Origin of the sequence: Pseudomonas baetica, assembly GCF_051216495.1 — a bacterium.
GTDB lineage: Bacteria > Pseudomonadota > Gammaproteobacteria > Pseudomonadales > Pseudomonadaceae > Aquipseudomonas > Aquipseudomonas baetica_B.
On record NZ_JBPKAM010000041.1, the window covers coordinates 1 to 26,484 of the forward strand.

Annotated in this window: 24 protein-coding genes; 9 read left to right on the forward strand and 15 right to left on the reverse strand. The window is 60.3% G+C overall.

From position 1 onward, the window contains the following. Nucleotides 1-186: 186 nt before the first annotated feature. Complete coding sequence (locus ACSFE6_RS15970) at nucleotides 187-1,299, reverse strand: succinylglutamate desuccinylase/aspartoacylase family protein (RefSeq protein ID WP_435428516.1); 1,113 nt, start codon at nucleotides 1,297-1,299, stop codon at nucleotides 187-189. 137 nt (nucleotides 1,300-1,436) lie between these two features. Further along, entirely contained in the window at nucleotides 1,437-2,219 is a 783-nt protein-coding gene (locus ACSFE6_RS15975) for an ABC transporter substrate-binding protein (RefSeq protein ID WP_435428517.1), read from the reverse strand. Between the two features lie 161 nt (nucleotides 2,220-2,380). Here ACSFE6_RS15975 and ACSFE6_RS15980 point away from each other — a divergent pair, with 161 nt between their 5' ends. Then, nucleotides 2,381-3,052, forward strand: a complete 672-nt coding sequence (locus ACSFE6_RS15980) for a type 1 glutamine amidotransferase (RefSeq protein ID WP_435428518.1) — start codon at nucleotides 2,381-2,383, stop codon at nucleotides 3,050-3,052. On the opposite strand, the gene ACSFE6_RS15985 is transcribed toward ACSFE6_RS15980, so the two are convergent. Then, nucleotides 3,024-3,458, reverse strand: a complete 435-nt coding sequence (locus ACSFE6_RS15985) for a rhodanese-like domain-containing protein (RefSeq protein WP_435428519.1) — start codon at nucleotides 3,456-3,458, stop codon at nucleotides 3,024-3,026. The two genes, ACSFE6_RS15980 and ACSFE6_RS15985, sit on opposite strands and share 29 nt — an antisense overlap. 101 nt (nucleotides 3,459-3,559) lie before the next feature. Between ACSFE6_RS15985 and ftrA the strand changes: the two genes are divergently transcribed. Further along, nucleotides 3,560-4,534, forward strand: coding sequence for a transcriptional regulator FtrA (gene ftrA, locus ACSFE6_RS15990; RefSeq protein WP_435428520.1), 975 nt, complete (start codon nucleotides 3,560-3,562; stop codon nucleotides 4,532-4,534). Between the two features lie 109 nt (nucleotides 4,535-4,643). Here the strand turns inward: ftrA and cobF are convergent, their stop codons facing one another. Both cobF and ACSFE6_RS16000 read right to left on the reverse strand, forming a co-directional pair. After that, nucleotides 4,644-5,399 (reverse strand): precorrin-6A synthase (deacetylating), encoded by a 756-nt coding sequence (gene cobF, locus ACSFE6_RS15995; RefSeq protein WP_435428521.1) that lies wholly within the window; start codon nucleotides 5,397-5,399, stop codon nucleotides 4,644-4,646. Then, the gene (locus tag ACSFE6_RS16000; protein ID WP_435428522.1) at nucleotides 5,399-5,971 is read right to left on the reverse strand and encodes a histidine phosphatase family protein; all 573 of its coding nucleotides are present in this window, start codon (nucleotides 5,969-5,971) and stop codon (nucleotides 5,399-5,401) included. Before ACSFE6_RS16000 ends, cobF begins: the two co-directional genes overlap by 1 nt. A gap of 329 nt (nucleotides 5,972-6,300) precedes the next feature. Between ACSFE6_RS16000 and ACSFE6_RS16005 the strand changes: the two genes are divergently transcribed. The 7 genes from ACSFE6_RS16005 (at nucleotide 6,301) to hglS (ending at nucleotide 14,194) form a co-directional block, all read left to right on the forward strand. Continuing rightward, the gene (locus tag ACSFE6_RS16005; RefSeq protein ID WP_435428523.1) at nucleotides 6,301-6,432 is read left to right on the forward strand and encodes a hypothetical protein; all 132 of its coding nucleotides are present in this window, start codon (nucleotides 6,301-6,303) and stop codon (nucleotides 6,430-6,432) included. 123 nt (nucleotides 6,433-6,555) lie between these two features. Beyond that, nucleotides 6,556-7,572, forward strand: coding sequence for an arginine N-succinyltransferase (locus tag ACSFE6_RS16010; protein WP_435428524.1), 1,017 nt, complete (start codon nucleotides 6,556-6,558; stop codon nucleotides 7,570-7,572). 61 nt (nucleotides 7,573-7,633) lie between these two features. Next, nucleotides 7,634-8,668, forward strand: coding sequence for an arginine N-succinyltransferase (gene astA / locus ACSFE6_RS16015; RefSeq protein ID WP_435428525.1), 1,035 nt, complete (start codon nucleotides 7,634-7,636; stop codon nucleotides 8,666-8,668). 172 nt (nucleotides 8,669-8,840) lie between these two features. Then, nucleotides 8,841-9,710, forward strand: a complete 870-nt coding sequence (locus ACSFE6_RS16020) for an isocitrate lyase/PEP mutase family protein (RefSeq protein WP_435428526.1) — start codon at nucleotides 8,841-8,843, stop codon at nucleotides 9,708-9,710. A 382-nt stretch (nucleotides 9,711-10,092) separates the two neighbouring features. Continuing rightward, a complete protein-coding gene (locus tag ACSFE6_RS16025) occupies nucleotides 10,093-11,544 on the forward strand; it encodes a flavin-containing monooxygenase (protein ID WP_435428527.1) in 1,452 nt (483 codons plus the stop codon). Between the two features lie 22 nt (nucleotides 11,545-11,566). Then, complete coding sequence (locus ACSFE6_RS16030; protein WP_435428528.1) at nucleotides 11,567-12,523, forward strand: alpha/beta fold hydrolase; 957 nt, start codon at nucleotides 11,567-11,569, stop codon at nucleotides 12,521-12,523. Between the two features lie 291 nt (nucleotides 12,524-12,814). Next, nucleotides 12,815-14,194, forward strand: a complete 1,380-nt coding sequence (gene hglS, locus ACSFE6_RS16035; RefSeq protein ID WP_435428529.1) for a 2-oxoadipate dioxygenase/decarboxylase HglS — start codon at nucleotides 12,815-12,817, stop codon at nucleotides 14,192-14,194. 76 nt (nucleotides 14,195-14,270) lie between these two features. Here hglS and ACSFE6_RS16040 read toward each other — a convergent pair whose 3' ends face one another. From ACSFE6_RS16040 to tssH, 10 genes are all read right to left on the reverse strand, one after another. After that, nucleotides 14,271-15,251, reverse strand: coding sequence for a serine/threonine-protein kinase (locus ACSFE6_RS16040; RefSeq protein WP_435428530.1), 981 nt, complete (start codon nucleotides 15,249-15,251; stop codon nucleotides 14,271-14,273). Then, nucleotides 15,248-15,976 carry a PP2C family protein-serine/threonine phosphatase gene (locus ACSFE6_RS16045; protein WP_435428531.1) on the reverse strand — a complete coding sequence of 243 codons (729 nt, stop codon included), beginning with the start codon at nucleotides 15,974-15,976 and terminating at the stop codon, nucleotides 15,248-15,250. The genes ACSFE6_RS16040 and ACSFE6_RS16045 overlap by 4 nt, the downstream gene beginning before the upstream one ends. Beyond that, entirely contained in the window at nucleotides 15,976-19,503 is a 3,528-nt protein-coding gene (gene tssM / locus ACSFE6_RS16050) for a type VI secretion system membrane subunit TssM (protein WP_435428532.1), read from the reverse strand. The genes ACSFE6_RS16045 and tssM overlap by 1 nt, the downstream gene beginning before the upstream one ends. 13 nt (nucleotides 19,504-19,516) lie before the next feature. After that, a complete protein-coding gene (icmH, locus tag ACSFE6_RS16055) occupies nucleotides 19,517-20,392 on the reverse strand; it encodes a type IVB secretion system protein IcmH/DotU (protein ID WP_435428533.1) in 876 nt (291 codons plus the stop codon). 5 nt (nucleotides 20,393-20,397) lie between these two features. Beyond that, entirely contained in the window at nucleotides 20,398-21,729 is a 1,332-nt protein-coding gene (gene tssK / locus ACSFE6_RS16060; RefSeq protein ID WP_435428534.1) for a type VI secretion system baseplate subunit TssK, read from the reverse strand. 2 nt (nucleotides 21,730-21,731) lie between these two features. Then, on the reverse strand, nucleotides 21,732-22,232 hold the full coding sequence (gene tssJ / locus ACSFE6_RS16065; RefSeq protein WP_435428535.1) for a type VI secretion system lipoprotein TssJ: 501 nt from the start codon (nucleotides 22,230-22,232) through the stop codon (nucleotides 21,732-21,734). A 5-nt stretch (nucleotides 22,233-22,237) separates the two neighbouring features. Further along, entirely contained in the window at nucleotides 22,238-23,434 is a 1,197-nt protein-coding gene (gene tagH, locus ACSFE6_RS16070; protein WP_435428536.1) for a type VI secretion system-associated FHA domain protein TagH, read from the reverse strand. Nucleotides 23,435-23,451: 17 nt separating this feature from the next. Further along, complete coding sequence (locus ACSFE6_RS16075; RefSeq protein WP_435428537.1) at nucleotides 23,452-23,592, reverse strand: type VI secretion protein; 141 nt, start codon at nucleotides 23,590-23,592, stop codon at nucleotides 23,452-23,454. 87 nt (nucleotides 23,593-23,679) lie between these two features. Then, a complete protein-coding gene (locus ACSFE6_RS16080) occupies nucleotides 23,680-23,811 on the reverse strand; it encodes a hypothetical protein (protein WP_435428538.1) in 132 nt (43 codons plus the stop codon). Between the two features lie 10 nt (nucleotides 23,812-23,821). Next, a complete protein-coding gene (gene tssH / locus ACSFE6_RS16085) occupies nucleotides 23,822-26,476 on the reverse strand; it encodes a type VI secretion system ATPase TssH (protein WP_435428539.1) in 2,655 nt (884 codons plus the stop codon). Between the last annotated feature and the right edge of the window lie 8 nt (nucleotides 26,477-26,484).

The window sequence follows — 26,484 nt, forward strand, 5'->3', positions numbered from 1 at the left end:
AATTTTTTGTGCTGGCCAAAATCATCGAAGAGCATGAAACCCCACGCACCTGGTTGACCGCCACCCCCCCCCACCACCCCCCCCCCCCCCCCCCCCCCCCCCCCCCCCCCACCCCCCTCCCCCCCCCCCCCCCCCCCCCCCCCCCCCCCCCCAAAGGCGCCGGAATTAACGGCGAAAACCCCTTGGTCAGTCGTTGATCAACTTACCCACTCGAATCGGCTCACGCCCCGCCACCTTGGCCTGCCATGTCCCCGGCTGCGTGTAACGTCCGCGATCGATGGCAAACAGCACGCCACTGGTCCCGGCACGCACGGTGGTGACCTTATCGTTCAACGGATCGACCACTTCAAACAGCGCATCGCCTTTCTCCACCCACTCACCGGCCTCGCGCAGGAAACTGACGACGCCGTGATGCGGTGCGAACAGGTATTGGGTGCCTTCGAACGGCATGCCTTCGCAGCATTCGTCCGGCGCCGCCGGCCAGCTGCCTTTGATGAACCCCTGCTCGGCGAGAAAGCCCAGAATGGCCTCGCAATTGGCTTGCGCCTGATCAACCCGGGTGTCGCCCATGCTGCCCAGCTCCAGGGTTGTCGCCAGGTTGGCCGGTGGAATCGCGGCGTCGGGGAACGCCCTGGCCAAGCGCAGCCACGGCGAGGAACAGGACTCGTCGAACGAGCTGCCACCGGAGTCTTCACACAGCAACGCCACGCCAGCTTTTAAACGCGCCGCCAGGGATTGCCACTGCGGCCAGTGTTGCGGCAAGGCATAAATGTGGATTGCCGCTTCGAAATCGCAATGCAGATCGAGGGTGATATCAGCGTCGCAGGCGTGGCGCAGCAACAAGCGATGCATCGCCTCCAGCTGTGACGCCGCAGCCGGCAAGCCGTCGAGTACCTGACCCATGGTCTGTCGGATCAACGCGATGTTGGCGTCGGCATCGGTCCCCAGACGATCACCGATCAACTGCGCCACCGGAGCGCTGAGTTCGACGAACGCGCGGTTGAAGTTCTTGCCGCTGCCCAATTCGAAACGACCCATGTGGCTGCTTTGCAAGTGCTGATCGAGCCCGATGGGGTTGGCCACCGGCACCAGCTCGATTACGCCTTGCAGGTGTCCCTGGTTCTCCAGCTCGGTGAGTCGCTGCTTCAGTTCCCAGGCAGTGCGCATGCCCGGCAGCTCATCGGCATGCAGGCTGGCCTGGATATAGACCTTGCGAGTGCCTGTGCCATAGCGGAATACGCTTAGGGTGCGCTCGGTCCCGAGGTGGCTCCAGGGCAATGGATGGTCGATGCGTTGCATGGGGAAACTCCTGATATCTGAACGGCGAGATCACCTGTGGGAGCGAGCAGGCTCGCTCCCACAGGGTTCTCTCATGTAATAGAGAGCATAAAAAAAGTGGCAGCCGCGTCAACGGCTGCCACTTTTTATCGGTGCGATTATTGCTCGCCGTAAACGTCAAACTTGAAGTACTTGTCCTGCACTTGCTTGTACTTGCCGTTGGCGCGAATTTCGGTGATGGCCTTGTTGAATTGCTCGGCCAGGGCGGTATCGCCCTTGCGCACGGCAATACCGGCACCACCGCCGAAGTATTTCGGATCGTTGTACTCAGGGCCTACGAAAGCGAAACCTTTACCGGCGTCGGTCTTCAGGAAACCGTCATCCAGGTTGACCGAGTCGGCCAGCAGCGCATCGACACGACCGGAGACCATGTCCAGGTTGGCTTCCTGCTGGGAGCCGTAACGCACCAGCTCGATCCCGGCCGGCACCAGCACTTCGGTGGCGAAACGGTCGTGGGTACTGGCGCGCAGCACACCGACTTTCTTGCCCTTGAGTTCGGTCAGCGGGTCCTTGATGTCGGTGCCAGCCTTCATCACGAAGCGCGCCGGCGTGTGGTAGTACTTGATGGTGAAATCGACATTCTTCTTGCGGTCGTCGGTGATGGTCATGGACGACAGGATGGCGTCGATTTTCTTGACCTTCAGCGCCGGGATCAGGCCGTCGAATTCTTGCTCGACCCAGGTGCACTTCGCTTTCATCTGCTCGCACAGTGCGTCGCCGATATCGACGTCGAAACCGGTGAGCTTGCCGTCCGGGGTTTTCATCGAGAATGGTGGGTAACCAGCCTCGATACCGATGCGGATCGGCTTGGCGTCTTCGGCCACGGCGGTCAGGGACAACATCGACAGTGCCAGGGCACCGAACATCACTAGCTTCTTCATTTATTACTCCTGTGTGCGGAGGCTTTTATTGGCAGCTTTCGGTCGTTTGCTTGTGGCAGATAGGGACCGAAGTGGCCGGCAGTCTAGAATGGGTTCGTGCTGGCGACCAGCCCTTTTTTGCGGCACATTGACTGCCAATCTGCCCACTCAAGAGAAGCCCGATGCCTGAGTTGAACCTGATCCAGCACCACCCCGCCGAGGGACCTGGCGCCATTGCCCTGTGGGCGGCTTCCCGTGGGGTGACGCTGAATGTGTTCCGCGCCGACTTGGGTCACTTGCCTGCGGCAAGCGCCGCGCCGGCGATCCTGCTGGGCGGACCTTATGAGTCCAACGCCGGGCCTGCATGGCTGGAGGCTGAGCGCCAATGGTTGGCGGGCAGTCTGGATCAAGGTGCGGCGGTGTTTGCCATCTGTCTCGGTGCGCAATTGCTGGCGTTGAGCCTGGGCGGCAATGTGCGACGCATGGACCGAACTGAAACCGGATGGACCGACGTGACATTCACAGATGGTCAAGTGCTGAAGGTACTGGAGTGGCACGAAGACGCCATTGACCTGCCGCCACAAGCCCGGTTGCTGGCCAGCAGCGAGCAGTGCAAACAGCAGATGTACCGCGTCGGACCGACGCGGGTGGGAGTGCAGTTTCATCCGGAGTGGGACGCTGAAACGGTGGCAGTGCTCAATCAGCATTTTGCCGAAGAGTCGCCGTTGCCTCGGGGGCCGCAGGACAGTGCCGCCTATGCCGCCGTATTTGACTGGCTACAGGCGACACTGGATCAGTGGTTGGCCGGCTCCTACAATGATGATTTCAGCATTCGCAACCGACCGCCGCGCTAACCGGCCGCTGCACCACCCCACTCAACTCAAACCCTTCATCCAGCCACCCGGTCACACCGCCGATCATCTCCTTGACCGGGTAGCCCAGCGCCGCCAGTTTCACCGCGGCCTTGTTCGCGCCGTTGCAGTGCGGGCCGGCGCAATAGACCACGAACAAGCTGGTTTTCGGGTAACCCGCCAGCGTTTCGGCATTGAGCAGTCGCCCCGGAATATTGATCGCACCGGGTACATGCCCGCGCTCGAACGCCAGCGGGCCACGCACGTCCACCAAGACAAAATCGATTTCGCCAGCCTGTTGGCTGCCGTAGACATCGGAACAATCGGTTTCGAAAGTCAGACGATTGCTGAAGTGCATCAGGGCGATGGCCGATGGGGCGGCGGGAATGTCGCGGACCAGACTGGTCATGGGCAGTGCTCCAGGGTGTCAGTGGGTGTGAACAGACTTTATCCAACGGCCACTTGCCGCTACAGTGGCGCACAAGACACTCACCGGGAACTTTCCGCCAAATGCAGCCTACCCCTGGATTGGTCGCGATTCTGGCCTACGACGGCCTCTGTACTTTCGAATTCGGTATCGCCGTGGAGATCTTCGGCCTCGCGCGACCGGAGTTCGATTTCCCGTGGTACGAACACCGGATCGTCGCCGTCGACCAAGGGCCGATGCGCGCCATGGGTGGCATCCAGGTATTGGCCGATGGCGGGCTGGAACTGCTCGAACAGGCGCGGACGATCATTATTCCCGGCTGGCGCGACCGCAATGCCGCGGTGCCCGAGGCACTTCTCGGAGCCCTGCGCCGGGCTCATGCCCGAGGCACGCGGTTGTTGTCGATCTGCTCGGGCGTGTTCGTGCTGGCCGCCACCGGGCTGCTCAATGGTCACGGCGCCACCACACACTGGCGTTACACCACGGAGCTGGCCGAACGCTTTCCCGAGATACTGGTGGCCCCGGATGTGTTGTATGTCGACTCAGGCCAGTTGATCACTTCGGCCGGCAGTGCCGCCGGCATCGATGCCTGCCTGCATCTGGTGGCACGGGATTTCGGCACGCAAGTGGCCAATTCGGTGGCGCGTCGGCTGGTGATGTCGCCGCAGCGCACCGGTGGCCAGGCTCAGTTCATTCCAACCCCGGTCAGCCCTACGCCACGCAGCGATCTTTCCCGCGTTATGCAGTGGGCACGCGAGCGTCTGCACCAGCCCCTGGAAGTCCGCGATCTGGCCAGCGAAGCGGCCATGAGCGAGCGCACTTTCCTGCGGCGTTTCAGCGAAGCCAGCGGCCTATCGCCCAAGACCTGGCTGCAACACGAACGCTTGGGCCGCGCCCGCGAACTGCTGGAAAGCACGCATCAAAACACCGAGCAGATTGCCGGGCAGTGCGGTTATCGGTCGGTGGAAAGTTTTCGGGTGGCGTTTCGAACGGTGGTCGGGGTGCCGCCGTCGGTGTATCGGGAGCGGTTTGGGCGTGGGGTCAAAACCATTTCTTGAATTGCCCCTGAAGTCCCCTTCGCGAGCAGGCTCGCTCCCACAGGGAAATGCATTTCAAATGTGAGAGCGAACCTGCTCGCGAAGGCGGCGGACCAGACGCCCCCATGTCTCAAGACCTGCGCAACAGATAGGTATCCATGACCCAGCCATTGGCCAACCGCGCCGCCTTGCGCACCCGCTCGATCTCGTCCGCCACATCCCCGAGCTTGCCGCTGATCAGGACTTCATCCGGCGTCCCCAGATAAGCCCCCCAGTAAATCTCGATGTCCCGGTCCGCCACCTGCTGGTAGGCATCCCGCGCATCGAGCATCACTACCAGACTGTCGGCATCACTCACCTGCCCCGCCGCCAGGCGTCGGCCGGTGGTGATCTCGACCGAGCGACCAATCTGATTGAGAGGCACCTTGTGCTGCGCCGCCAGTGCCTGGACGCTGGTGATACCGGGAATCACCTCGAACTCGAAAGCACAGGCACCTGACGCAAGAATCGCGTGCAGGATGCGCAGGGTGCTGTCGTATAACACCGGGTCGCCCCACACCAGGAACCCACCGCACTGATCGTCGGACAATTGCTCGTTGATCAGCCGCTCGAAGGTACGCTGCTTGGCCCGGTTCAAATCCTCGACACTGACGGTGTAGTCCACATCGCCACGCTCGCGCTCCGGACTTTGCGCCTCGACAAAGCGGTAGTCACGGTCGGTAATGTAGCGCTCGCAGATTTCCCGGCGCAGATCGATCAGTTTGTCCTTGCCCTGCCCCTTGTCCATGAGGAAAAACACGTCGACCCGATTCAACGCCTTCACCGCCTGCATCGTGATGAAGTCTGGGTTACCGGCGCCGATACCGATGATCAGAAGTTTTTTCATCAAGGCACTCCTTCGGGTTCGATGCCCGGCAAGCGCAGCCGCCAGCAACCATTGAACCTCAGTTCGAGGGTCGACAACGGCTCGACATCAATCAGGTTGAACGCCCGACTTTGCAGCACGCTCGTCAGGACGGCGCGGATGATAAACGGATGGGTCACGGCTACGACGTGCCCGGGTGCCGCCTCCAATGTCGCCAGCCACGCAGCCACCCGCTCAACGACTTGCGACACTGATTCACCACCGTGGGGCGCCGAAGCCGGATCGGCGAGCCAGTTGTCGAGCCTTTCGGGTTCGGTTTTTTGCAGGTCGTTTATGCGTGCCCCGCGCCAACGACCGAAATCGCAATCCCGGAGTGCCTCCACGACCTCCACGGAGCTGCCGAACAGTTCCGCGGTTTGCCGGGTCCGCAGTTCCGGAGCGCACATCAGCCTGGGTGAACCCTTGAATTGCGCACTGCGCGAACCCCTCGCCGATTGCCAATCCATTTCCAATGGCTCATTCGTAGGAAAACGCGCCAATTTCTGTGCGACGGTTCGAGCGTGGCAGATCAGAGTCAAACGGGTTGCCTGCACGAAAAATCTCTCTGTTGATAGACAGGAAAAACGGCGTCTCGCCGCCGAATACGACTTAATTGTGCCGTAAGTCGACTGATCGGGGGGGGCCGTATGAGCCTATGATACGGACGTGCTCAGGTGTTTCATCGGGCTATAGAGGCCATTTCCGACATCTCTATAGGCCATGCCCTACAAGGTCAATCGACATCGACGTAGCCTTCGACGCCAGCGCAATCACCCGCTGGCCGAGCACCCGGAACGCCGCGAAAATTAACTAGACATGTCATGCGCGTTAACTAAATACTGGTTTCAACGGATTACCAACACTTCATCCAGCAGGAGCCCGGATGCCCTCATTCAAAGACCCGATTTTCGATCCTGATCCGGACCCTGCACCGTCCGAACGCAAAGCCATACGCACCTCGAATACCTTGCGCCAATTGCACGGCCGGGGCCGGGTATCACGTGTGGTCATTTAACAATAACGACTGAAAATAAAGAGCGGAGCCTGACTAGGCCGCCGCCGCTTCAACGCGTGGAAACCGACAGTGATAGTCAGATCCGTTGCCAGCCACCGGACCGTTGATACAGGAGTGCATCCCATGCTGGTCTTGCGTCCAGTGCAGTTATCAGACCTCCCTCAATTGCAGCGACTCGCCCGCGAAAGCATGGTGGGCGTGACGTCCTTACCGGACGACAGCGAACGCCTGCGCGACAAAATTCTCGATTCCTGCACCTCGTTCGAGCAAAACGTGCAAAGCCCCGGCCCGGAGAACTACTTCTTCGTGCTGGAGGACCTGGCGACCCAACGCCTGGCGGGATGCTCGGAAATCCTCGCCACCGCCGGTTTCAGCGAACCCTTCTACAGCCTGCGCAACCGCCATTTCAACAGTGCTTCGCGGGAGCTGAACATCGAGCACGACGTGCCGGCACTGTCGGTGTGCCAGGACCTCAGCGGCCACACCTTGCTGCGGGGGTTTCACATCGACGCCGCGCTGGAACGCACAGCATTCTCGGAATTGCTGTCACGGGCACGGCTGCTATTCATTGCCGCCCATGCCCGGCGCTTTTCCGATGCGGTGATCACCGAGATCGTCGGTTACAGCAGCGAAGAGGGCCAATCGCCGTTCTGGGATGCGGTGGGTAAACACTTCTTCGACCTGCCCTATGCCGAGGCTGAACGGCTTTGCGGCCTGGAAAGCCGGACCTTTCTCGCCGAATTGATGCCGCAATATCCGATCTATGTGCCGATGCTGCCCCAGGTCGCTCAAGATTGCATCGGCCGTATCCACCCCGATGGCCAGGAAGCCTTCGATATCCTTGAACGCGAGGGATTCGAAACCAACAGCTATGTCGACCTGTTCGATGGCGGCCCGACGCTGTTTGCCCGCACGGGCGCCATCCGTTCAATTACCCAAAGCCAAAGCGCCTTGGCCAGACCAGGTTCATCCATCGACGCCCGCGGCCGCTACCTCGTGAGCAATGACTCGCTGGAAAATTATCGCGCCATCGTCGCCGATCTGGACTACATCGCCGGGCAACCGGTGACCCTGGACGCCGGCATGTGCGCAGCATTGAAGGTGAACGATGGCTGCCCCATCCGGATCATTGCCTTGTGAGCATCAAAAAGCCCAGTGCCCAACGACCACGCGCGAGCTGGCGCGTTAAGGGAGCAGCAGCATGATTGTCCGTCCGGTTCAGGTTACCGACCTGCCCGCCCTGCTCGCTCTGGCCCGGCTGGCGGGCCGTGGATTGACCAACCTGCCAGCCAACGAAGAGCGCCTGACCCACCGTCTGCGCTGGGCACAGCGGACGTTTGCCGAACAGGTCGAGCGTGCCGATGCCGACTACCTGTTCGTGCTCGAAGACGATGATCAGCAAGTGATCGGCGTCTGTGGCCTGACCGGGGCCGTCGGCCTGCGCGAGCCCTGGTACAACTACCGGCTCGGGCTGACGGTCAGCGCATCGGCGGATCTGGGCATCCGGCGGCACATCCCGACCTTGTTCCTGAACAATGAAATGACCGGTCAATCGGAACTCTGTTCGTTGTTTCTGCGCCCCGATCAACGCCAGACAGGGCACGGTCGTTTACTGTCCCTGAGTCGCCTGTTGTTTGTCGCAGAGTTCCCGCACCTGTTCGGCGACAAGCTTATCGCCGAACTGCGCGGCAGCGCCGATGAGCAAGGCTGTTCGCCCTTCTGGGACAGTGTGGGCCGACACTTTTTCAAAATGGATTTCAGCCACGCCGATCACTTGTCCTGGCTGGGCAACAAAGCGTTCATCGCCGAACTGATGCCAAGGCAGCCGTTGTATACCTGCCTGCTCACTGAACAGGCCCAAGCCGTGATCGGCAAGCCTCACACCAACAGCAAACCGGCGCTGAAAATCCTCACCTCCGAGGGTTTTGCCCATCAGGGTTATATCGACATCTTCGACGCCGGCCCGGTCATCGAAGCGCCGGTGCCGAGCATCCGTACCGTACGCGACAGTCAGTTGCTGGAGCTGGCGATCGGCACCCCGGACGATCAAGCGCCGATGTGGCTGATCCACAACCGTCGCCTGGAAAACTGCCGCATTACTACCGCCCCTGCACGACAGGTGGGTCATTGCCTGATGATCGACCGGCTCACCGCCAAACGCCTGCAACTGCAACCGGGTGATTCAGTGCGTTGCGTGCGGTTGCTTCATCAACAGCACCAGGCCGTGGCGGCTTGATCGTCGGGAGCGTTCTGCGCCCAGGCACCGCTGCGATGAGCGATCACTCGAACCCAATGGCAGCAATCACGCTAAATTCGTCATCATTTCCCACCTGTACCCGTGATAGCCTCTAACACTTTCGGCGTTGACACTTTTGCTCAAGCCCTTCCATTCCATTGGTGGAACTCATATGTCCAGGCTGTCTCATCAAGATTTGCGCCGCAATTTCCGTCAACTGCTCGCGTCCAATACCTGCTTTCACACGGCATCGGTCTTTGACCCGATGTCGGCCCGCATCGCTGCCGACCTGGGGTTTGAAGTGGGGATTCTCGGCGGCTCGGTGGCTTCGCTGCAGGTATTGGCGGCCCCTGACTTTGCCTTGATCACCCTCAGTGAGTTCGCCGAACAGGCCACCCGCATCGGCCGTGTCGCCCAGTTGCCGGTGATTGCCGACGCCGACCATGGCTACGGCAACGCGCTGAACGTCATGCGCACCATTGTCGAACTCGAGCGCGCCGGCGTGGCGGCCCTGACCATCGAAGACACCCTGCTGCCGGCACAATTCGGCCGCAAATCCACCGACCTGATCACCGTCGCCGAAGGCGTCGGCAAAATCCGCGCGGCACTGGAAGCCCGGTGCGACTCGGAAATGGCGATCATCGCCCGCACCCACGCGGGCATTCTGCCGGTCCAGGAAATCATCAGCCGCACCCGCCAATATCAAGCCGCCGGCGCGGACGGCATCTGCATGGTGGGGGTGAAGGATTTCGATCATCTGGAACAGATCGCCGAGCACCTGACCGTACCGCTGATGCTGGTAACCTACGGCAACCCGCTATTGCGCGACGACAAACGCCTGGCCGAACTGGGCGTACGCATCGTGATCGACGGCCACGGCGCCTACTTCGCCGCGATCAAGGCGACCTACGACAGCCTGCGCGAACAACGGCAGATCTTCACCCAGGCCTCGGACCTGAGTGCCACCGAACTGACGCATACCTACACCCAACCGGAGGAGTACATCCGTTGGGCGGAGGAGTTCATGAGCGTGAAGGAGTGATGGGCAGCCGGGATGACTTCGTCGCCTGAAATATTGCCTTCGCGAGCAGGCTCGCTCCCACATTGATTTGCGGTGAACACATTATTTGTATTCATCATCGATCAAATGTGGGAGCGAGCCTGCTCGCGAAAGTGTCAGATCAAGCACCGCTAAACCGAAGCCTTGAACCCCTCCTCCCGCGGCAACGCCCTCGCCTGAATCACATCCAGCACCGCACAGCCTTCGCCCTGATGAAAAATCAGAGCGAATTCCAACCAAATCTAAGGCTGCAGGATTTACCTGCAACATAGAATCTCCCACAAGGGATTGAGTACATCCGCAAAAGCATCCGAGAAACGGCTATACATGAAGGTAGGTCGGATCAATAACCCACAGGAACCCCATGCAAACCTTCCAAGTGCTGATCATCGGCAGCGGCTTTGGCGGTCAGTGTGCCGCGGTCAACTTGCTCAAGGCCGGCATCACCGATTTTCGTCTGCTGGAGCGGCGGGATTTCTTGGGTGGCACCTGGTGCCAGAACACCTATCCCGGTGCGGCCGTCGACGTGCCCTCGCCGCTCTACTCCCTGTCCTTCGCCCCTTACCGCTGGACACAGATGTTCGCCGAACAAGCCGAACTGCATCGCTACACCCGCTACGTGGTGGAGCACTTTGGCCTGCGTGACCGGGTGGAACTGCAGGCCAATGTCGTGCGTGTGGAATGGGACGATGCCGGCAAACGCTGGGCCGTGCACACCGCCAAGGACACGTTTTATGCGCAGTTCCTGATCAATGCCACCGGCCCCTTGAGTCAACCCGTGGTGCCGCACTTCAACGGCCAGGAACGCTTTCAGGGCAAGACCTTTCACACCAACAACTGGGATCATTCCTACGACTACCGGCAAAAACGCGTGGCCATTGTCGGCAGCGGTGCCAGCGCGGCCCAGGTGATTCCGGCGATTGCCCCGGATGTCGCGCACCTGCATGTGTTCCAGCGCACCCCGCATTGGGTCCTGCCCCGGGCGGATCGTACATTCGGTCGCTTCCAGCGTTGGCTGCTCGGGTTCAAGCCGGCCTACAAACTGCTGCGCTGGATGATCTACTGGCAATTTGAAACCCGGGTGATTGCATTCAAGTACTCGAAGCCGGCGGTGCGCATGGTCCAGCATCAGGCCCTGCGCTTTCTCAAGCGCCAGGTACCGGACGATGAACTACGGCGAAAACTGACGCCGGACTACACCATCGGCTGCAAACGGGTGATTCTGTCCAGCACCCTCTATCCGGCACTGGCCCGAAACAACGTGACCCTGCACAGCCGCGAACAAGGCATTGCCGAGATCGACGAAACCGGCATCCGGATGCAGGACGGCCAGCACATCGACCTGGACCTGATTGTCTGGTCCACCGGCTATGACGCCACCGACGGGGTGATTTCCTACCCGGTCGCAGGAAGAAATGGCACGGAACTGCGAAACGTCTGGGCCGAGTATCCCCGCGCCTACCTCGGCACCAGCCTGCCGGACTTTCCCAATCTGTTCATCGTTACAGGTCCGAACACCGGCATCGGCCACACGTCGGCGCTGTTCATCATCGAATCGCAGATGAACTACATCCTCGACTGCATTCGCACGCTAAAAGCACAGGGTTTGCGCAGCATTGAAGTTCGCCATGAGGCAGAACGTACCTACACTGAAATGATCCATAGAGAAATGGAACGCACGGTGTGGAAGTCTGGAGGCTGCCACAGTTGGTACCAAAGCAAGAGCGGTCATGTGATTGCCATGTTTCCGGGGTTCAGTTTCAGTTTTCACCGTTTGACCCGAGCCCTGAAACCCGCCGATCACATATTGTCCTGAATCGTTGGAAGGAAGACGCCTGATGCTCTTACTGGTTGTCGCTATCGCGGTTTTCGTGGCCTGGAGCTGGTTGAGCTACCCGGCCATCGGGTACTGGCTGTACGACTTGAGCGTGGCCGCCGAGGCCAGGTTGTACAAGCTGCACAAGATTGTGGTGCCCATCAGCGAAATGACCGTCTCGACCTGGCAAGGCGGGCCGTACGAAGCATCGAGCAATGTATTGATGCTTCACGGCTTCAGCGCCGACAAAAATATCTGGCTGCGCTTTGCCCGGTACTTTGTCGGTAATTACCGGGTGATCATCCCCGACATCGCCGGCCATGGTGAAACCGGCTTCAAGGCCGGTGGCGGTTATGACATCGCGCTGCAAGCCAAGCGCACGATCCAGTTGCTGGATGTCTGCGGGGTCGAGAAAGTCCATGTAATCGGTAACTCGATGGGCGGCTACATCGCGGCGTGGTTGGCGGCCCACTACCCGGAACGCATCGCCTCGGTCGCCCTGATTGACCCGGCGGGCGTGGCGTCCCCCGAGCCCAGCGATCTGGAACGTCATTTGTCCCACGGCCACAACCCGTTCCTGATCGACACGCGGGAAGAGTTCAAGCACTTCTACGCCATGACCATGGCCGATCCGCCGTGGGTACCGAGGGTGGTGCTGGATGCCATTGCCCATCGCTACATACAGTCGCGCGACGAACTCGAGGAAATCTTCCGCGATTTTCGCGCCAGCCCGCCGATGGAGCCGAAACTCCCGTCCATCAAGTCTCCGGCGCTGCTGTTGTGGGGGCGCAAGGATCGCTTGATCGATGTCAGCAGCGTCGCCATCTGGAGCAAGGGCATTGCCGATCTGCGGGTGGAGATCTGGGAAGGCATCGGCCACATGCCCATGGTCGAAGCGCCTGCGGGCTCGGCACGCCTGTATCGGGAGTTTTTGGCATCGCTGCGCTCGGAAAGCCCTCAGGATCAAAGGCTGCACTAAAAACTGTAGGAGCTGTCGAGCGCAGCGAGGCTGCGATCGACGGCAAAGCCGTCGTGAAATCAGTTAATGCGGTGTGTCAGGAAAAAAATGCATACCGGGTTTACGACTGCTACGCAGCCGATCGCAGCCTCGTTTCACTCGACAGTGCCTACAGGGATCCCAGGCTCGACAGTTCCTACAAGATGCAGTCCTTTGCAGAATGAAGTTCGTCAGAAACTTCGTTTGCCGGCGCCGCTGAAGGCTGCGATCTTTTCTCCCATCCTTCACGTCACCGCGCCAGGAACCCCGTTCATGACTCACCCGAACTTCGTCAGCCCCGACCTGATCCGTCAACGCTTCTCCAAAGCGATGTCCGACATGTACCGCGAAGAGGTGCCGCTGTACGGCGCGCTGATGGAGTTGGTGGAACAGACCAACCGCCACGTGCTCGACAGCGATCCGCAGGTGGCCCGGCAGTTGACCAGCACCGGCGAAATCGAACGCCTGGACCTGGAGCGCCATGGCGCGATCCGGGTTGGCACGGCCGCTGAACTGGCGACCCTCGCCCGTTTGTTCGCGGTGATGGGCATGCAGCCGGTGGGTTACTACGACCTGACCCCAGCCGGTGTGCCAGTGCATTCCACGGCGTTTCGGGCGGTACATGAAGCCTCGTTGCAGGTCAGCCCGTTCCGCGTGTTCACCTCGCTGTTGCGCCTGGAACTGATCGAAGACCAGGAACTGCGGGCGTTTGCCCAGTCGGTGCTGGACCAGCGTTCGATTTTCACCCCGACGGCGCTGACCCTCATCGATCGCGCCGAAACCCAGGGCGGTCTCACCGAGCAAGAGGCTGCAGAGTTCGTCAAACAGGCGCTGGAAACCTTCCGCTGGCACCACAGCGCCACCGTCACCGCCGAGCAATATCAAAAACTCAGTGCCCAACACCGTTTGATTGCCGACGTGGTGGCATTCAAAGGCCCGCACATCAATCACCTGACGCCTCGCACCCTGGACATCGACATCGTCCAGGCGCAAATGCCAGTGCATGGCATCACCCCTAAAGCCGTGATCGAAGGCCCGCCTCGCCGCCAGTGCCCGATCCTGCTGCGCCAGACCAGCTTCAAGGCGCTCGACGAACCGGTTGCGTTCACCGATCAAGCCGACGCCCGTGGCAGCCACAGCGCCCGTTTTGGCGAGATCGAACAACGCGGCGCCGCCCTCACCCCCAAAGGCCGGGCACTGTACGACCGCCTGCTCAATGCCGCCAGGGACGAACTCAAGGACTTCCCCAACGAAGCCAACGCTGCCCGTTACAACACGTTGATGGCGCAGCACTTCAGCGAATTTCCCGACACCTACGAAGGCATGCGCCAGCAGGAACTGGCGTACTTTCGCTACTTCGTGACGGAAAAAGGCCGGGCGGCGGCCGAGCTGAAAACCCTGCCCCTGGAAGAATTGGTCAGCGGCGGCTATCTGCGGGTCGAACCCTTGGTGTACGAAGATTTCCTGCCCGTCAGCGCGGCGGGGATTTTCCAGTCAAACCTGGGGGACGCAGCGCAAACCCACTATGGCGTGCACTCCAATCAGCAGGCGTTCGAAAAGGCGTTGGGGCGTTCGACCATTGATGAACTGGCGTTGTATGCCGAGACGCAGCGGCGTTCGATCGAGCAGTGTTTTACTGCATTGGCCAACTAACATGCGTTTCGTTAGAGGGGTTGAACGTTGCTTGCGCCCTGCTCGATAGTCACCCGTTGTGCCGGTGTTTCGGGCGTTACAGCCATGACGAAGTGACGCCGAAAGTGTCGCGCAGTTGTTGGGCTGTGACTGTTCGATGCTTCACATCGAAAGCCAGCGCTGATCGCAAGGCTGGCCAGTAGCGTTTCGGCAAGAGCCTGGGCGCGTGCAGCTCGCGCTCCAGCCGACTGTCACGAGCCTGGGTGGAGGACAAGTGGCGAAACGGGTGTTTGCCGTCCGCCAACTCATAGATCACGCAAGCCACCCCGAATACATCGGCGCTGGCGGACAAGGCCTGGCCTTCCAGCAGTTCCGGTGCGGCGTAGCCAGGGGTCCAGGCGTTGAAGCGGTTGCGGCTCAGGTGTGGCAGACCGGCCATTACGCCCCCCTGTGCCTGACCGAGGCCAAAGTCGAACAACCGTACGCCCTCTTCGCTGACCATCACGTTGCTGGGCTTCATGTCGCCATGCAGCACGCCGCGAGCGTGGCTGTAGGCCAATGCGTCGAGCAGCGGCAGTGCGATATCGCGCAACTCTTTCCACGGCATGCCCAGGGGCCGCTCACAGAGCAGCCTGTCCAGGGTCAGCCCACGCATGAGTTCCATGGTGATGAAGGCGCGCTGGCAATCGGTGTCCACTTCGAAGGTGTGCAACCGCACCACATTGTCGTGGCGCAGTCGCCGGGTCAGGGCGAACTCACTGTAAAGCAGGACACCGGCGTCCGGGGATTCGGCAAATTCTTCGCTGAGGATTTTCAGCGCGATGTAAGGATCGGGTTCGCCGAATTGTTCGCCCAGCAAATCCCTTGCCCGGTATACCCTGCCCATGCCGCCCGCACCGAGCAGGCGCTCGATACGGTAACGGCCTGCCAGCACGTCCGGCATTGCGCCAAAACTGACCTTGTTTGGTGCCAGCGCGGGAGCTGCGCCATGGGATTTGGCGAATGCAAAGTAGGTCAGATTGCCGGTCTGTGCCTCACTCGCCAGCAGGTCGTCAAACGGTGGCATGAGTTTACTCATTGGCGGATCACCACGGCAGTCAGGTTGTCCTGCGCCGCACCGCGGAGCGCGCCGTCGAACAAGCGCTCCAGCACCGCATGCGGCGCGCTCAGGCTGAGTGCATTGCCGAGGGCATCGCTGCTCAATCCTTGGTACAAGCCATCGCTGCACAACAAAAATGCATCGCCCGGATACACTTCGAGCTCCAATACCTCCAGGGTCAGTTGCTCGGCAGCCCCGACCGCACGGGTCAGGGCATGCGCGGCCGGGTGGGCCTTGGCCTGTTCGACGCTCATCCGTTGCTCGTCGATTAATTGTTGTTGCAGCGAATGATCCCTGGATAGCTGGTACAACCGCTGGCCGCGCCACAAGTAACAGCGGCTGTCGCCGGCCCAGACACAGGCCGCGCGATTGCCCTCCAGCAACAGTGCCACCACGGTGCTGCCGATGATGCCATCATGGTGTCCGGCGGTGACGGTCAACTCCTGACCCAAGCGGCGGTTGAGCCAGTGAAGGCACCGGTGGATGTCCTTGAGGCGTTCGTCGAAATCCTCTTTCGCCGGCAATTCGGCCAGGCTGGCAACGATCAACTGGCTGGCGATATCTCCCCCGTGGTGACCGCCCATCCCGTCCGCAACCACCCAAAATCCGTTTTGAGGGCGATCGAGGAACGCATCTTCGTTGCGCACCCGAACCTTGCCGGTATCGGTGCGCCCAGCACTGCGCCAGGGGCTTGCTACCCACATCAGAGCTGCAACGGCATGCGGAAGGCACGCAATACGCTAACATCGAACGGGTTTGGCGCGCGTTGGCTGGTCAGCAGGTAGTTGGCGCGCAGGCCGCCCACGTCAGCCTTCAGCACCAGCACATCGCGGCCGGTCAGGTATTCGGTCTGCATCAAATCGAACAGACGGAACAGTGACCAAGGACCTGTGTTCTTCTCAATCCCGACCGGACGTCCAACCATTTTGTCGACGACCAGGCTGGTGCGACCGTCGCCCACATCGGTTGGCCATTTGAATGACACCGGCACAATCGGTCCATGACGATACTCAAGGGTCCTGTCGCCAAACTTGAATTCGGAACGGCTCACCGCTGGGTCAAGGGTGTAAGGTTCCAGCTTGAACTGCACCTGCGGCTGTGCCGGGTTGTCGGCAAAAAAGCTCTGCCGGATGACCTGCACGGTGCTCATTTGATCAAGGTAGACCTTGGACACCGGTAGCCTGAGGCCGTCGACACTGCGCAAACGGTAGCTGCCCGGATCGCCACTGACGAACGCACGCAAGTAGCTGTCGAAGAAGCGATCAGCGATGCCCTGTGCCTTGAAAAACTCGCGGAAGTCACTGATTGCCACGTCGCTGGGGCTGTGGGCGTAGAACGGATAACGCTTGTTGATCGCCTTGCCGTAGAAATCGTAAAGCTCGGCCTGGTAGCGATGGTTCAGGTATTGGTAAGCATCGCCAAGCACCAGGCGCCAGGTGTCCTCTGCCAGTACGCTGAACCATGCGCTCATCGGACGCGGCAAGCGGGCAGACGCATTGCGCAAATGACTCAGCGCATCGCGCTGGCCGCCCATACGGGCCTTGGCCGTTTCAAAGGCGGCCTGTTCCGGTGCGCTGGCTCGAGCCAGGCTGGACACTTGCAGTTGCAGGTCGTTGAGCGCAATCAGGGCCGGCGTCAGTTCAGCGGACGGACCAGTATTCTCTACGAGCAAGCGATGCAGCGGTTCAAACCGTCGTTGCAGGGATTTTTTAGCCGTGTCCGGCAGTTTTTTCGCCAGTGCCGCAGTGGCTTGGTCCGCCGCCAGAGTCGCCAGTTTGCCGAGCTTGCCGCCCTTCTCCGCCTGTTCCCCTGCGACATCGGCAACGTCGTCGGTACTGTCGGCGCCCCCGGCAAAGCGGGTGTTCTCACGTACTTCAACCAGCAATTGCAGGACCGGTGAGTGGGCTGACGTCAGGCCCGCGAGTTGCTCGGCCCCCTCAGAGAAGTCGCTGATTGCCGACAGCGCAACCTGCCCCACCGCTTCGCTCCAGTGGTTGGCGTAGTCGCGAAAGTACAGTTGCTCCAGTTCCACCAGCAGGCGGCGCAAGTCCATGCCACTGATGCCCAAGCCCTCACCCAATACCCAGTTGTCCTTCAGGATTTCGGTGACCAGCATGGAGCCCTGGACCGAAAAATACTGCTGATAACCCTTTTGAGTGTAGAACCCCGGAATCACGTAATCGGTGCCGACAAACAGCGCCCCCTGCGGGCCAAGGTGTTGGCTCAGGCGGTATTCCGGCAGAGTCCGGGCCTGCTCACGCAGCATCCGGTAAACCACATTGGTCAGGGATTCACTGCGTAAAACCTGACGTGCCTGAGCGACCAACTGATCGTTCAGTGGGTAGCTGAATGGCTGTTTGAGCAAACGCTCGAAGTGACCATTCAAGCCATTCTGCACCGCCGTGTTGCCGGTGTAGCGCTGGGACCACTCGGTGGCTACCCAGTCCTTGAGCCAGGGTGTGTCGAGATGCCCTTTCATATTCAGCATCAGGTAGGCACGCAAGCTATTAAGCAGACGCTCGCGATCCTTCATGCCCGCTCGGACCTGTCCTTCGAGCAGGGTCGCCACCCTCGGCAGCAGCTGTTCCTCCAGGTCACGCTCATAGGCGGCGTTGACCACCGGATTGACGTCTTCGCCCTGGTACAGGCCACCGCGTTCGCGATAACCCACGTCGCCCTTTTTCGGGAACGCCTGAGTCGCCACATAACGGGTGTCGAGGCTTTTGAGCAGCGCCATGGCATCATCACGTGGCGACAGGACAGAGCGCTGTTGCGTCCATTCCTGCGCCAGATTGCGCAGGTTTTCCAGGCGCTGGTAGTTGGCCGAGTAACCGCCGGCCCATAACAGACCGAACAATACCAGCGCTGCAAGTGCACCGATGTACATCGCGCGCTGCCCCCAATGAATACGGCGCCGCTCACGCTTGTCCAGAACGGCTAGATCGGCCTCGGGGAAAATCACCCGGCTGAGCATGTGGTGGATGAACCGCGACCGGCCACTGCGCAGGGTCGGCAGTACGCCGGAGTCGATGCCCAGATTGGCGCCGATATTGGCGGTGGTCGAATCCAGTTCCCGGGTCAGATGCGGAGCGCTGATCAGGTAAAAGCCACGCAACACGCTGGCCTTCTCGTAGCGGTTGCCTGTGAAGGCCAGTTCGACGAACAGGCACAGGCGATGTCCGACCTGCCCCAGCTGATGCGGAAAATCGAGGATGCGGCCACGGCGCTGAGTGTCTCGCTCCTGATGCATGCGTGTGATCACCTGACTATTGAGGCGAAGCAGCAATGACTCGAATTCGGCGCGAACCATCATCGCATCCGCGCCGACCTGATCCTCGCGGAACGTGGTGCCCAGCACCTGATCGCTTTCCTCACGGGTCAGTTGATCGAAGAACTCGTCGAAGCCGAGAAGCTTGTCGGCCTTGCTCAGCACCAGATACACCGGCACATCAACGTGCAATTTCTGATACACCTCTTGCAGACGCGCGCGCACCTGTTCGGCCAGGAGTTCGACGTCCTCCTCACTGCCATCGGTCAGGCTCTCCACCGCTATGGCTACCAGCACACCGTTCAACGGGCGGCCGCGACGACGCTTGCGCAGCAATTCGAGCAAGGTGCTCCAGGCACTGCCGTCGACATGCGCATCCGGCTGAGTCAGGTAGCGTCCAGCGGTATCGATCAGTACGCCGTGATCGGCGAAGTACCAGTCACAATGACGAGTACCCCGGGTATTGCGGGTCAGTTTGCGGCCGAGCTTGTTGATCGGGAACTCCAGACCGGAGAAATCCAGCAGGCTGGTCTTGCCGCTGGCCTGCGGACCGATCAGCAAGTACCACGGCAAATCGTCGCGCCAATGTTCGCTACGTCCGCGATACAGGCTTGAGGTCTTCAGCGTTTTCAATGCGTCCTTGAAGCGCGTCGTCAACTCCTTCTGCTCTTCGTCGATCTGCGCTTCGCGGCGGATGCGGTCCTGGCTGGCTTCGGATGCTTCGACGGCTTTCTTTTTCATACCGGCGCGCCAGTTCACGAAGACCATGGTCAATCCCCACATCAGAAACAGCACGCTGATGGTCAGGAGCCGGGAGGTGGAACGCTCCCAGAACTTGTAATCATCCACTGCCAGCAACGGCCCGACGAACCACACAAGCAGTGCCACGAACAGCACCAGCAACAGGCTCCAGACCCAGGTCCGGCGCAGGAAGGCGCCGATCTCCTTGAGAAACTTTTTCATCACGCGTCCCTGTTTACGGCTGCGACTGCGGTTGGACCGCCGTCGGATCAAGCGGCTGATATGGTTGCAGAACTGTGCCTCGCTGCTCTCCCAAGACCCAGGCGAAACAGGTATACATCACCACCAGGCATACGCTGGTGAACAGCATCACCATCCACGCCGGCACGATGCGTACAAGGCTGTCGCGCTGGTCGTTCAAACCCTCCCAGTGCGGCGACAACTCACGCGGTACATCGCCACGCGACTGGCGAATCTGCCGATACAAGGCGTCGCGGATACCTTCAAGCTCCAGCATGCCACGTGCCTGCACCCGGTACTTGCCCTCGAAACCGAGAGACAGGCACAGGTACATCAGCTCCAGCATGGGCAGGTGCCTGATCGGGTTTTTCGACAGTTGATCCAGCAGATGGAAGAACTTCTCACCGCCAAAGGTTTCGTTGTGCATGCTGCTGAGCAGACTCATTTTCGACCACTCGCTTTCGCTACCCCAAGTCGTGGTCACGACCGCTTCGTCCATCACGGTGCAAAGCAAATAACGCGCAGTCATCACCTCACTGCTCTCGATGCCGTTGTGTGAGGCCTGCGCCTCAAACTGCTTGAGCGCTTCGGTCAGACGCACATTGAGCGCGTGAAGGTCCTCGCGGGTTTCGCTGCGCTTGAGGCGTACCACTTCCGACAGTAGTCCGGACGAAGCGGCCACCAGCGAATTGAGACTGATGTTGAATGCCTTTGCCGGGTGCAGATGCGCGGCGTAGATCATCCGCTCCTCCAGCTGTTCGAAACGCGGTGGAGCCGCGAAATCGGTCAGCGGGCCCGACACCGGGCCATGGCCCTGACGGTCCAGCAAGACGGTCTTGTCATCCTGGTTGTATTCCATGTCCTTGGTCATATCGGTCAGTTCCTGATGGCCCAGAACTTCAGTTCGAGTTCGGCGAATTCACCGGACACATGGAATGCGAAGCCACCGGAGCGTTCGAGTTGCGCCAGGTCTTCTGAACTGAGTTCAAGAATGAAATAGGTTTTGTTGGAGTGAAAAGCGATCTGCCGCGGAGCCACTGGCAATGGTTTGACCTTGATCCCCGGCAGGTGCAGGTTGACTAGTTGGCGGATGTGTTCCACAGGGCCAACCTTGAGATGCGCCGGCAGACGATGACGCAGCTCTTCGGGATCGCAATTGGCGCTGGCCGCCAGCACGAATGACGCCGAGCCGAGCAGTTTGTGATCCTGCAACGGCGACACGATGATGCCGTACTGTCGCGTTTGCAGGGCCAGCTCGATGGCATGCTGTTCCAGCACCATCGACAGCACCTGCCGGATCGACTCCATCAGTTTGCGAAAGCTTGCGCCTTGGTCGCTGTGTTGGTAGCGGCTGTCCAGCTGCGGACGTTTGCTATCGCTGGAGAAGGTCGCCAGGTCGCCGAGCATGGTCAGCAATGTGCGGTACAACTCTTCCGGGTGCACTTGGTCCAGACCCAGGTAGTGCCGTAGCAGAAGTTCGGTGCGGTTGATCAGTTGCAGCATCATGAAGTCGCCGACTTCGGCGCCACCGACCTTGCCGTTGGAACGGATGCGTTCGGCGATGGTGTCGCCCCGGTGGCCCAGCATGCTAATGACTTCTTTCAGGCACGACAGCAGGTAGCTGGAGGCATGCACTTGAATGTAAGTCGGTACGAAGTCAGGGGCGAGGCTGATAACTCCATCCGGGGTAGTGCTGAGCACTTCGCAGACCTTTAGCTTCACGTGGGCCTGGTCGCTCTGCTGCTCGCCGAGCAACAGTTTGAAGTCCGGGCGACCGCAACTGACCTGGCTGGCAGAATTGTCGCCGGCGTTTGAGTCGGCCACTTCGGTGTCGTACACGGTGTAACGCGCCAGCACGTCGGACTGCTCCGGGCGGCGAGCTTCGATGTGGTTGCCCGTCACCAGCGGCAGCGCCAGGTAGATCGGCGTATTACCGGTGTTCGGTGGCACATCCAGCGCCAGCAGCTGGGTGTTTCCTCCCAGTTTGAACAGGCTTCCATCCGGAAGTATCCCAGAGGCCTGGCTGATCACTAACTGCCCCATGTTGAGGAACTGCAAGTCAATGTCCAGGTTGAGGAAACCCCAGGCGTAACTGCCAAGCAACTGCGTGCGGGTCTTCAACTGGTGCTCGTAGTAACGATCGTTGTGCTGGAAGTGCTGTGGTCGCAGCAGCATACCTTCCTGCCAAATCACTTTATGGATATTCATGGTCAATCATCCACGTTGGCGAGCACTACCTGGGTTTTTCGAATACCCGTCTGATCGAGGGTCAGATCGATTTCGGTGACTTCCCGCGCAGTGATCTGGATCGTGTGGCGCCACTGGGTTTTCGGCAGGTCGCGGTAGGCAGCGAGGATGCCGACGTAGCGGCTACCCTCCTCTACCCTGAGCTTCATTTCCACGATTTCGCCCGGCCGCAGTTCAAGCTCTTCGCTGGTCAACAGATCCGGAGCCAGGGACTCCCTGGCGCGCTCGTAAAGACTGAAAAAATCCGCGTTTTCGAAGGTCACCGGATGTTTGAGCTCGAACAACCGCACCACGATCGGCGACGGTCGACCATTGAGATCCGGGTTCAGTTGATCGCTGCCGGTCAGTTTCAGGTTGAGCTTGGTCACGGAGGAGTACGGTGACAGGGACGAACAACCGGCCAGCAGCACCAGCGTGACGCAAGCCGTCAGCGTTTTGATAAAAGCGATCGAGTGACGGGGCATGCGCATCATCCTTGGTGGTCGGTGTTAAAGGTGGAGATCAGGCGGATCTGTTCTTCGTAGGCCTGAGCGAAGTCACGGGCCAACAAGCGCTCGCTCCAGTCGTCGTCCTGACGCAGTGCCCGGTGGTAACGGCCAAAGGCTTTCCAGCGACTGCTGGCGGTGGCGAGCAACGGCTTGTTGTCACGCTCGAAACGCAGGATCAGCTGCTCTGGCGAAAAATGCTCCAGGGTGCCGCGCACCGTTGCGCGGCTGGCGGCCAACAACGCCACCTGATGCGCCTGCAAATCACGGAACGCAAGGGCCACGACTCGCTCGGCCGGCAGGTTCCCCGACTTGTGCGGCTGCAACAGCATCTCCAGCGCTTCACCGGCATCCGCAGTGAACTTCAGTGTTTTTTTGTGGGTGTCTTGCACAAGGGTTTGGGCCAAACGCAGTTCACGCTTCAACTCCGATCGGGTCCGCAGGCTTTGTTGCAAACCGCCAATGCTTTGCTTGAGCAGGCGCGCTGCGTTCAGCGCCAGGCCTTCCCGGGCATCCTGGTCAAGACCCTTTAGATCCACGCCCAGCGCAGCGCCGAACTGTTCCCAGAAATCTTCACCTTGACGCTCGATCGTTTTCGATGCCGGAATCGGCTCGGGTTCAACCGAAGCGGCAATCAGTTCCGGCACCAACAGGCTTTCCAAATCGATACGCGCGTAGTCGGCACGCTGATGGGGCACCTCGGCTTTGTTATTTGGCGCAAGCAGTTCGTCGAAAACCGAGTGACCGCGCTCTTGCTGCTCGAGAGCCTTCAAGGGATCAAGATCGAGAAACGCATCGTCCGGTATCACGCTGCCGGCGGCGCAGGGACGGCCGACTTCACCGTCGAAGATCGCCGGGTCACGCACCAACCGTGCGCGGATCTCGAACTCACCGAGCACGAAAACACTTCCGTGCTCGATGCGCACCGGCTCGCCCTTGTGCAGCCGCGCGCCGCTCTGCCCATGCCGAATCCCGTTGCTGCTGGTGTCGGTCAAAAAGAAAGCGCCCTCGCGATAGCTGACAATGGCATGGTGGTTGGACAGGTGCCGCTTGTTGTCCTGAATGATCCAGTCGCAATCCTCACCTCGCCCGATAGCGCCGCCGGCCTGTTTGAAAGTCTTCTGGCACTGCCCGGTCGGCAGGAACTGCTTGGTGCTCAGAATTTCGAAAACCAGTTCCATGGTGATACTCCTTACGGTCACTTGCCGCGATTGACCGCCTGCGGATCACCCAAGGGGCGATAGGAAGTGTCGTTGAATTTGTAATTGCCACTGCAACCACCAAGGCCGCTTAGAACGACGAGGGTCAGCAGGACGGTTTGCCAGTGACGAACAGGCATCAGAGGGTCTCCAGGGGCCAGCACAAAGCGCCGCCACTTTCAGCTGGCGCGGTTAAAAAGGGAGGCGGTAAAATCAGCATCTCTGGCCTACCCATCGACATTTCCCACATTGATGTTCAGGCGCCCGAGACGGCAAAGAAACGTGGGTTGTGGCAGGCCGACGACATACACCAACAGCGCTTCGGCATAGAGCAGTGGCTGCGACAATTGAGTGAACATTGCTCCCACCTCAGGCAAACGCACAGGTAACGCTAGCGCTGCCTGTGAGCGTGGCGTGAACGTGCGTGAGATGTTCACCATTGGCCATGGCGTCAAGCAATCGATCGGCCACCAGGGGCAGAACGTGCCGATCAAGCAAATGGTCAATCAGGCGAGCGCCGCTCTCGTTCTGGGTGCAACGCTCGTACAGGTGATCGACAAGGTGTTGGCACCAGGTGAAACCCAGCTGACGACGATTCAGGCGCTCGCCAAAATGCCCGAGCTTGATCTCGATCAGCTCGCGCAGTACCGGGCCGCTGACAGGGTAGTACGGCACCACGCGCATACGCGCCAGCAGCGCCGGTTTGAAATGCTTGCTTAGCACCGGACGGATGATTTCTTCCAGCACTTCTGCCGACGGTCGTGCGCCGTTTGCGCAGAGGTCGCTGATACGATCGCTGCCCAGGTTCGACGTCATCAGGATCAGCGTATTGCGAAAATCGATCTCGCGCCCTTCGCCGTCGTTGGCCACGCCCTTGTCGAAGATCTGGTAGAACAGGTTAAGCACGTCCGGGTCGGCCTTCTCGACTTCATCGAGCAGCACGACGGAGTACGGTTTCTGTCGCACCGCCTCGGTGAGCATGCCGCCCTCGCCATAACCGACGTAACCTGGTGGCGAGCCGATCAGACGCGACACGGTATGCTTCTCCTGGAACTCGGACATGTTGAGGGTGGTGATGAAACGATCACCGCCATACAACAAGTCAGTGAGTGCCAGGGCGGTTTCGGTTTTGCCGACACCGCTCGGGCCGACCAGCAGGAATACACCCACCGGTGCGTCAGGTTTGTTCAGGCCGGCGGCGGTAGCGCGCATCGAACAGGCCAGCGCGTATACGGCCTGTTCCTGACCACAAATGCGCGCACGCAAATCGGTGGCGATGCTGGCAACCTTGGCGTTGTGCTCACGGGCCAGTTGCGTCAGTGGTACGCCGGTCCAGGCACTGATGACTTCGGAGACCAGGCGCGGACAGACTTCGAAGCTGACCAGGCGCTCTTTGGCCTGGGCGGCGATCAGGGCATTGTGAGTCTGGTTGAGATCAGCTTCCAGCGCCGCGACACGTGGCACTTTATCAACCTCATCGGCGAGGGTTTCGATCAACGCCCCCTCGACCTCTTCTTCAACGCTGATGATCGACTTGACCGCGCTGGTTGCACGGGCCTTGGCCAACTGTTGACGTAGCTCCAGCAGGCGCTCGGCCAGTAACTTCTGCTCCTTCCAGAGCATCTCCAGCGCCATTCTTTCGTCTTCGGCTACGTCCAGACGCGCTTCCAGGGCCTCCAACGCTTCGTGATCAATCGCCAATCCGGCTTCGGCATCACGGCGCAGAGCATCGCGCTGTCGACCACCTTCAGCCAATTCACCGCGCAGGCTTTCCATCTTTTCCGGGGCAGCAGCGAGGCTGATACGTACCCGGGCACAGGCGGTATCCAGCACATCGACGGCTTTGTCCGGCAACTGGCGCCCCGCCAAGTATCGAGCCGATAACTCGGCGGCAGCGACCACTGCGTCATCGCGCAAATAGATACCGTGGCTCTTTTCATAGACCTGCGCCAGACCACGGAGGATGGTCACTGCCTCGCTGACCGTCGGCTCGTGCAGTTGCACTGGCTGGAAGCGACGGGCCAGGGCCGGGTCTTTTTCGAAGTACTTCTTGTATTCCGCCCATGTAGTGGCGGCGATGGTACGTAACTCACCACGGGCCAGTGCCGGTTTGAGCAAGTTGGCGGCATCCGGACCGCCGGCATTTCCCCCAGCACCGATCAGCGTGTGAGCTTCGTCGATGAACAGGATGACCGGTTTCGGCGAGGCCTTGACCTCGTCAATCACACCCTTGAGACGGCGCTCGAATTCCCCTTTAACGCTGGCACCTGCCTGCAGCAGACCCATGTCCAGGGACAGCAATTCGACGCCTTTCAATACTTGCGGCACCTCACCGGCGGCCATGCGCGACGCCAGGCCCTCGACGACGGCAGTCTTGCCGACCCCGGCCTCCCCCACCACTATCGGATTGTTCTTGCGGCGCCGGGCAAGGATGTCGACCATCTGCCGGATCGCGCCGTCGCGGCACAACACCGGATCAAGTTTGCCGTCCCGGGCTTGTTGGGTCATGTTGTGAGTGAAGCGTTCCAGCAAGGACTCGCCCGGTACGGCCGGTTTGCCATTAGCAGGACTCTCCAGTTGTGACAGGGCGAATGCCTTGAGGCGATCGATGTTCAATCTGGCCAGCAATGGCAGATAGCGACTACCGGCGTAACGCATCGGGTTGCGCAACAGCGCGAGGATCAGCGCGGCCTGTTCGACCTGGGTCTGCCCCAGATCAAGGTTGGCCACCAGTAACGCGTCTTGTAGCCACTGCACCAGCTCCGGGGCGAATACCGGGTTGCGCGAAGCACTGTGCTCAACCCTCGACTGCAACGCGGCGCTCAATTCACCCGCGTCCACTTCGGCATCTTGCAACGCTCGGGCGAGCAAGCCTTGTGGACGCTCCAGTAAGCCCAGAAGCAAGTCCTCAACTAAGATCTTGCTGCCGCCACGGGTGACACAACGCTCAGCCGAACGCTCCAGGTCGCGACGGGTTCCGGCGTCCAGCGCCTGGATCAGTTGTTGCAGGTCTACGTTGCTCATGAGTCTCA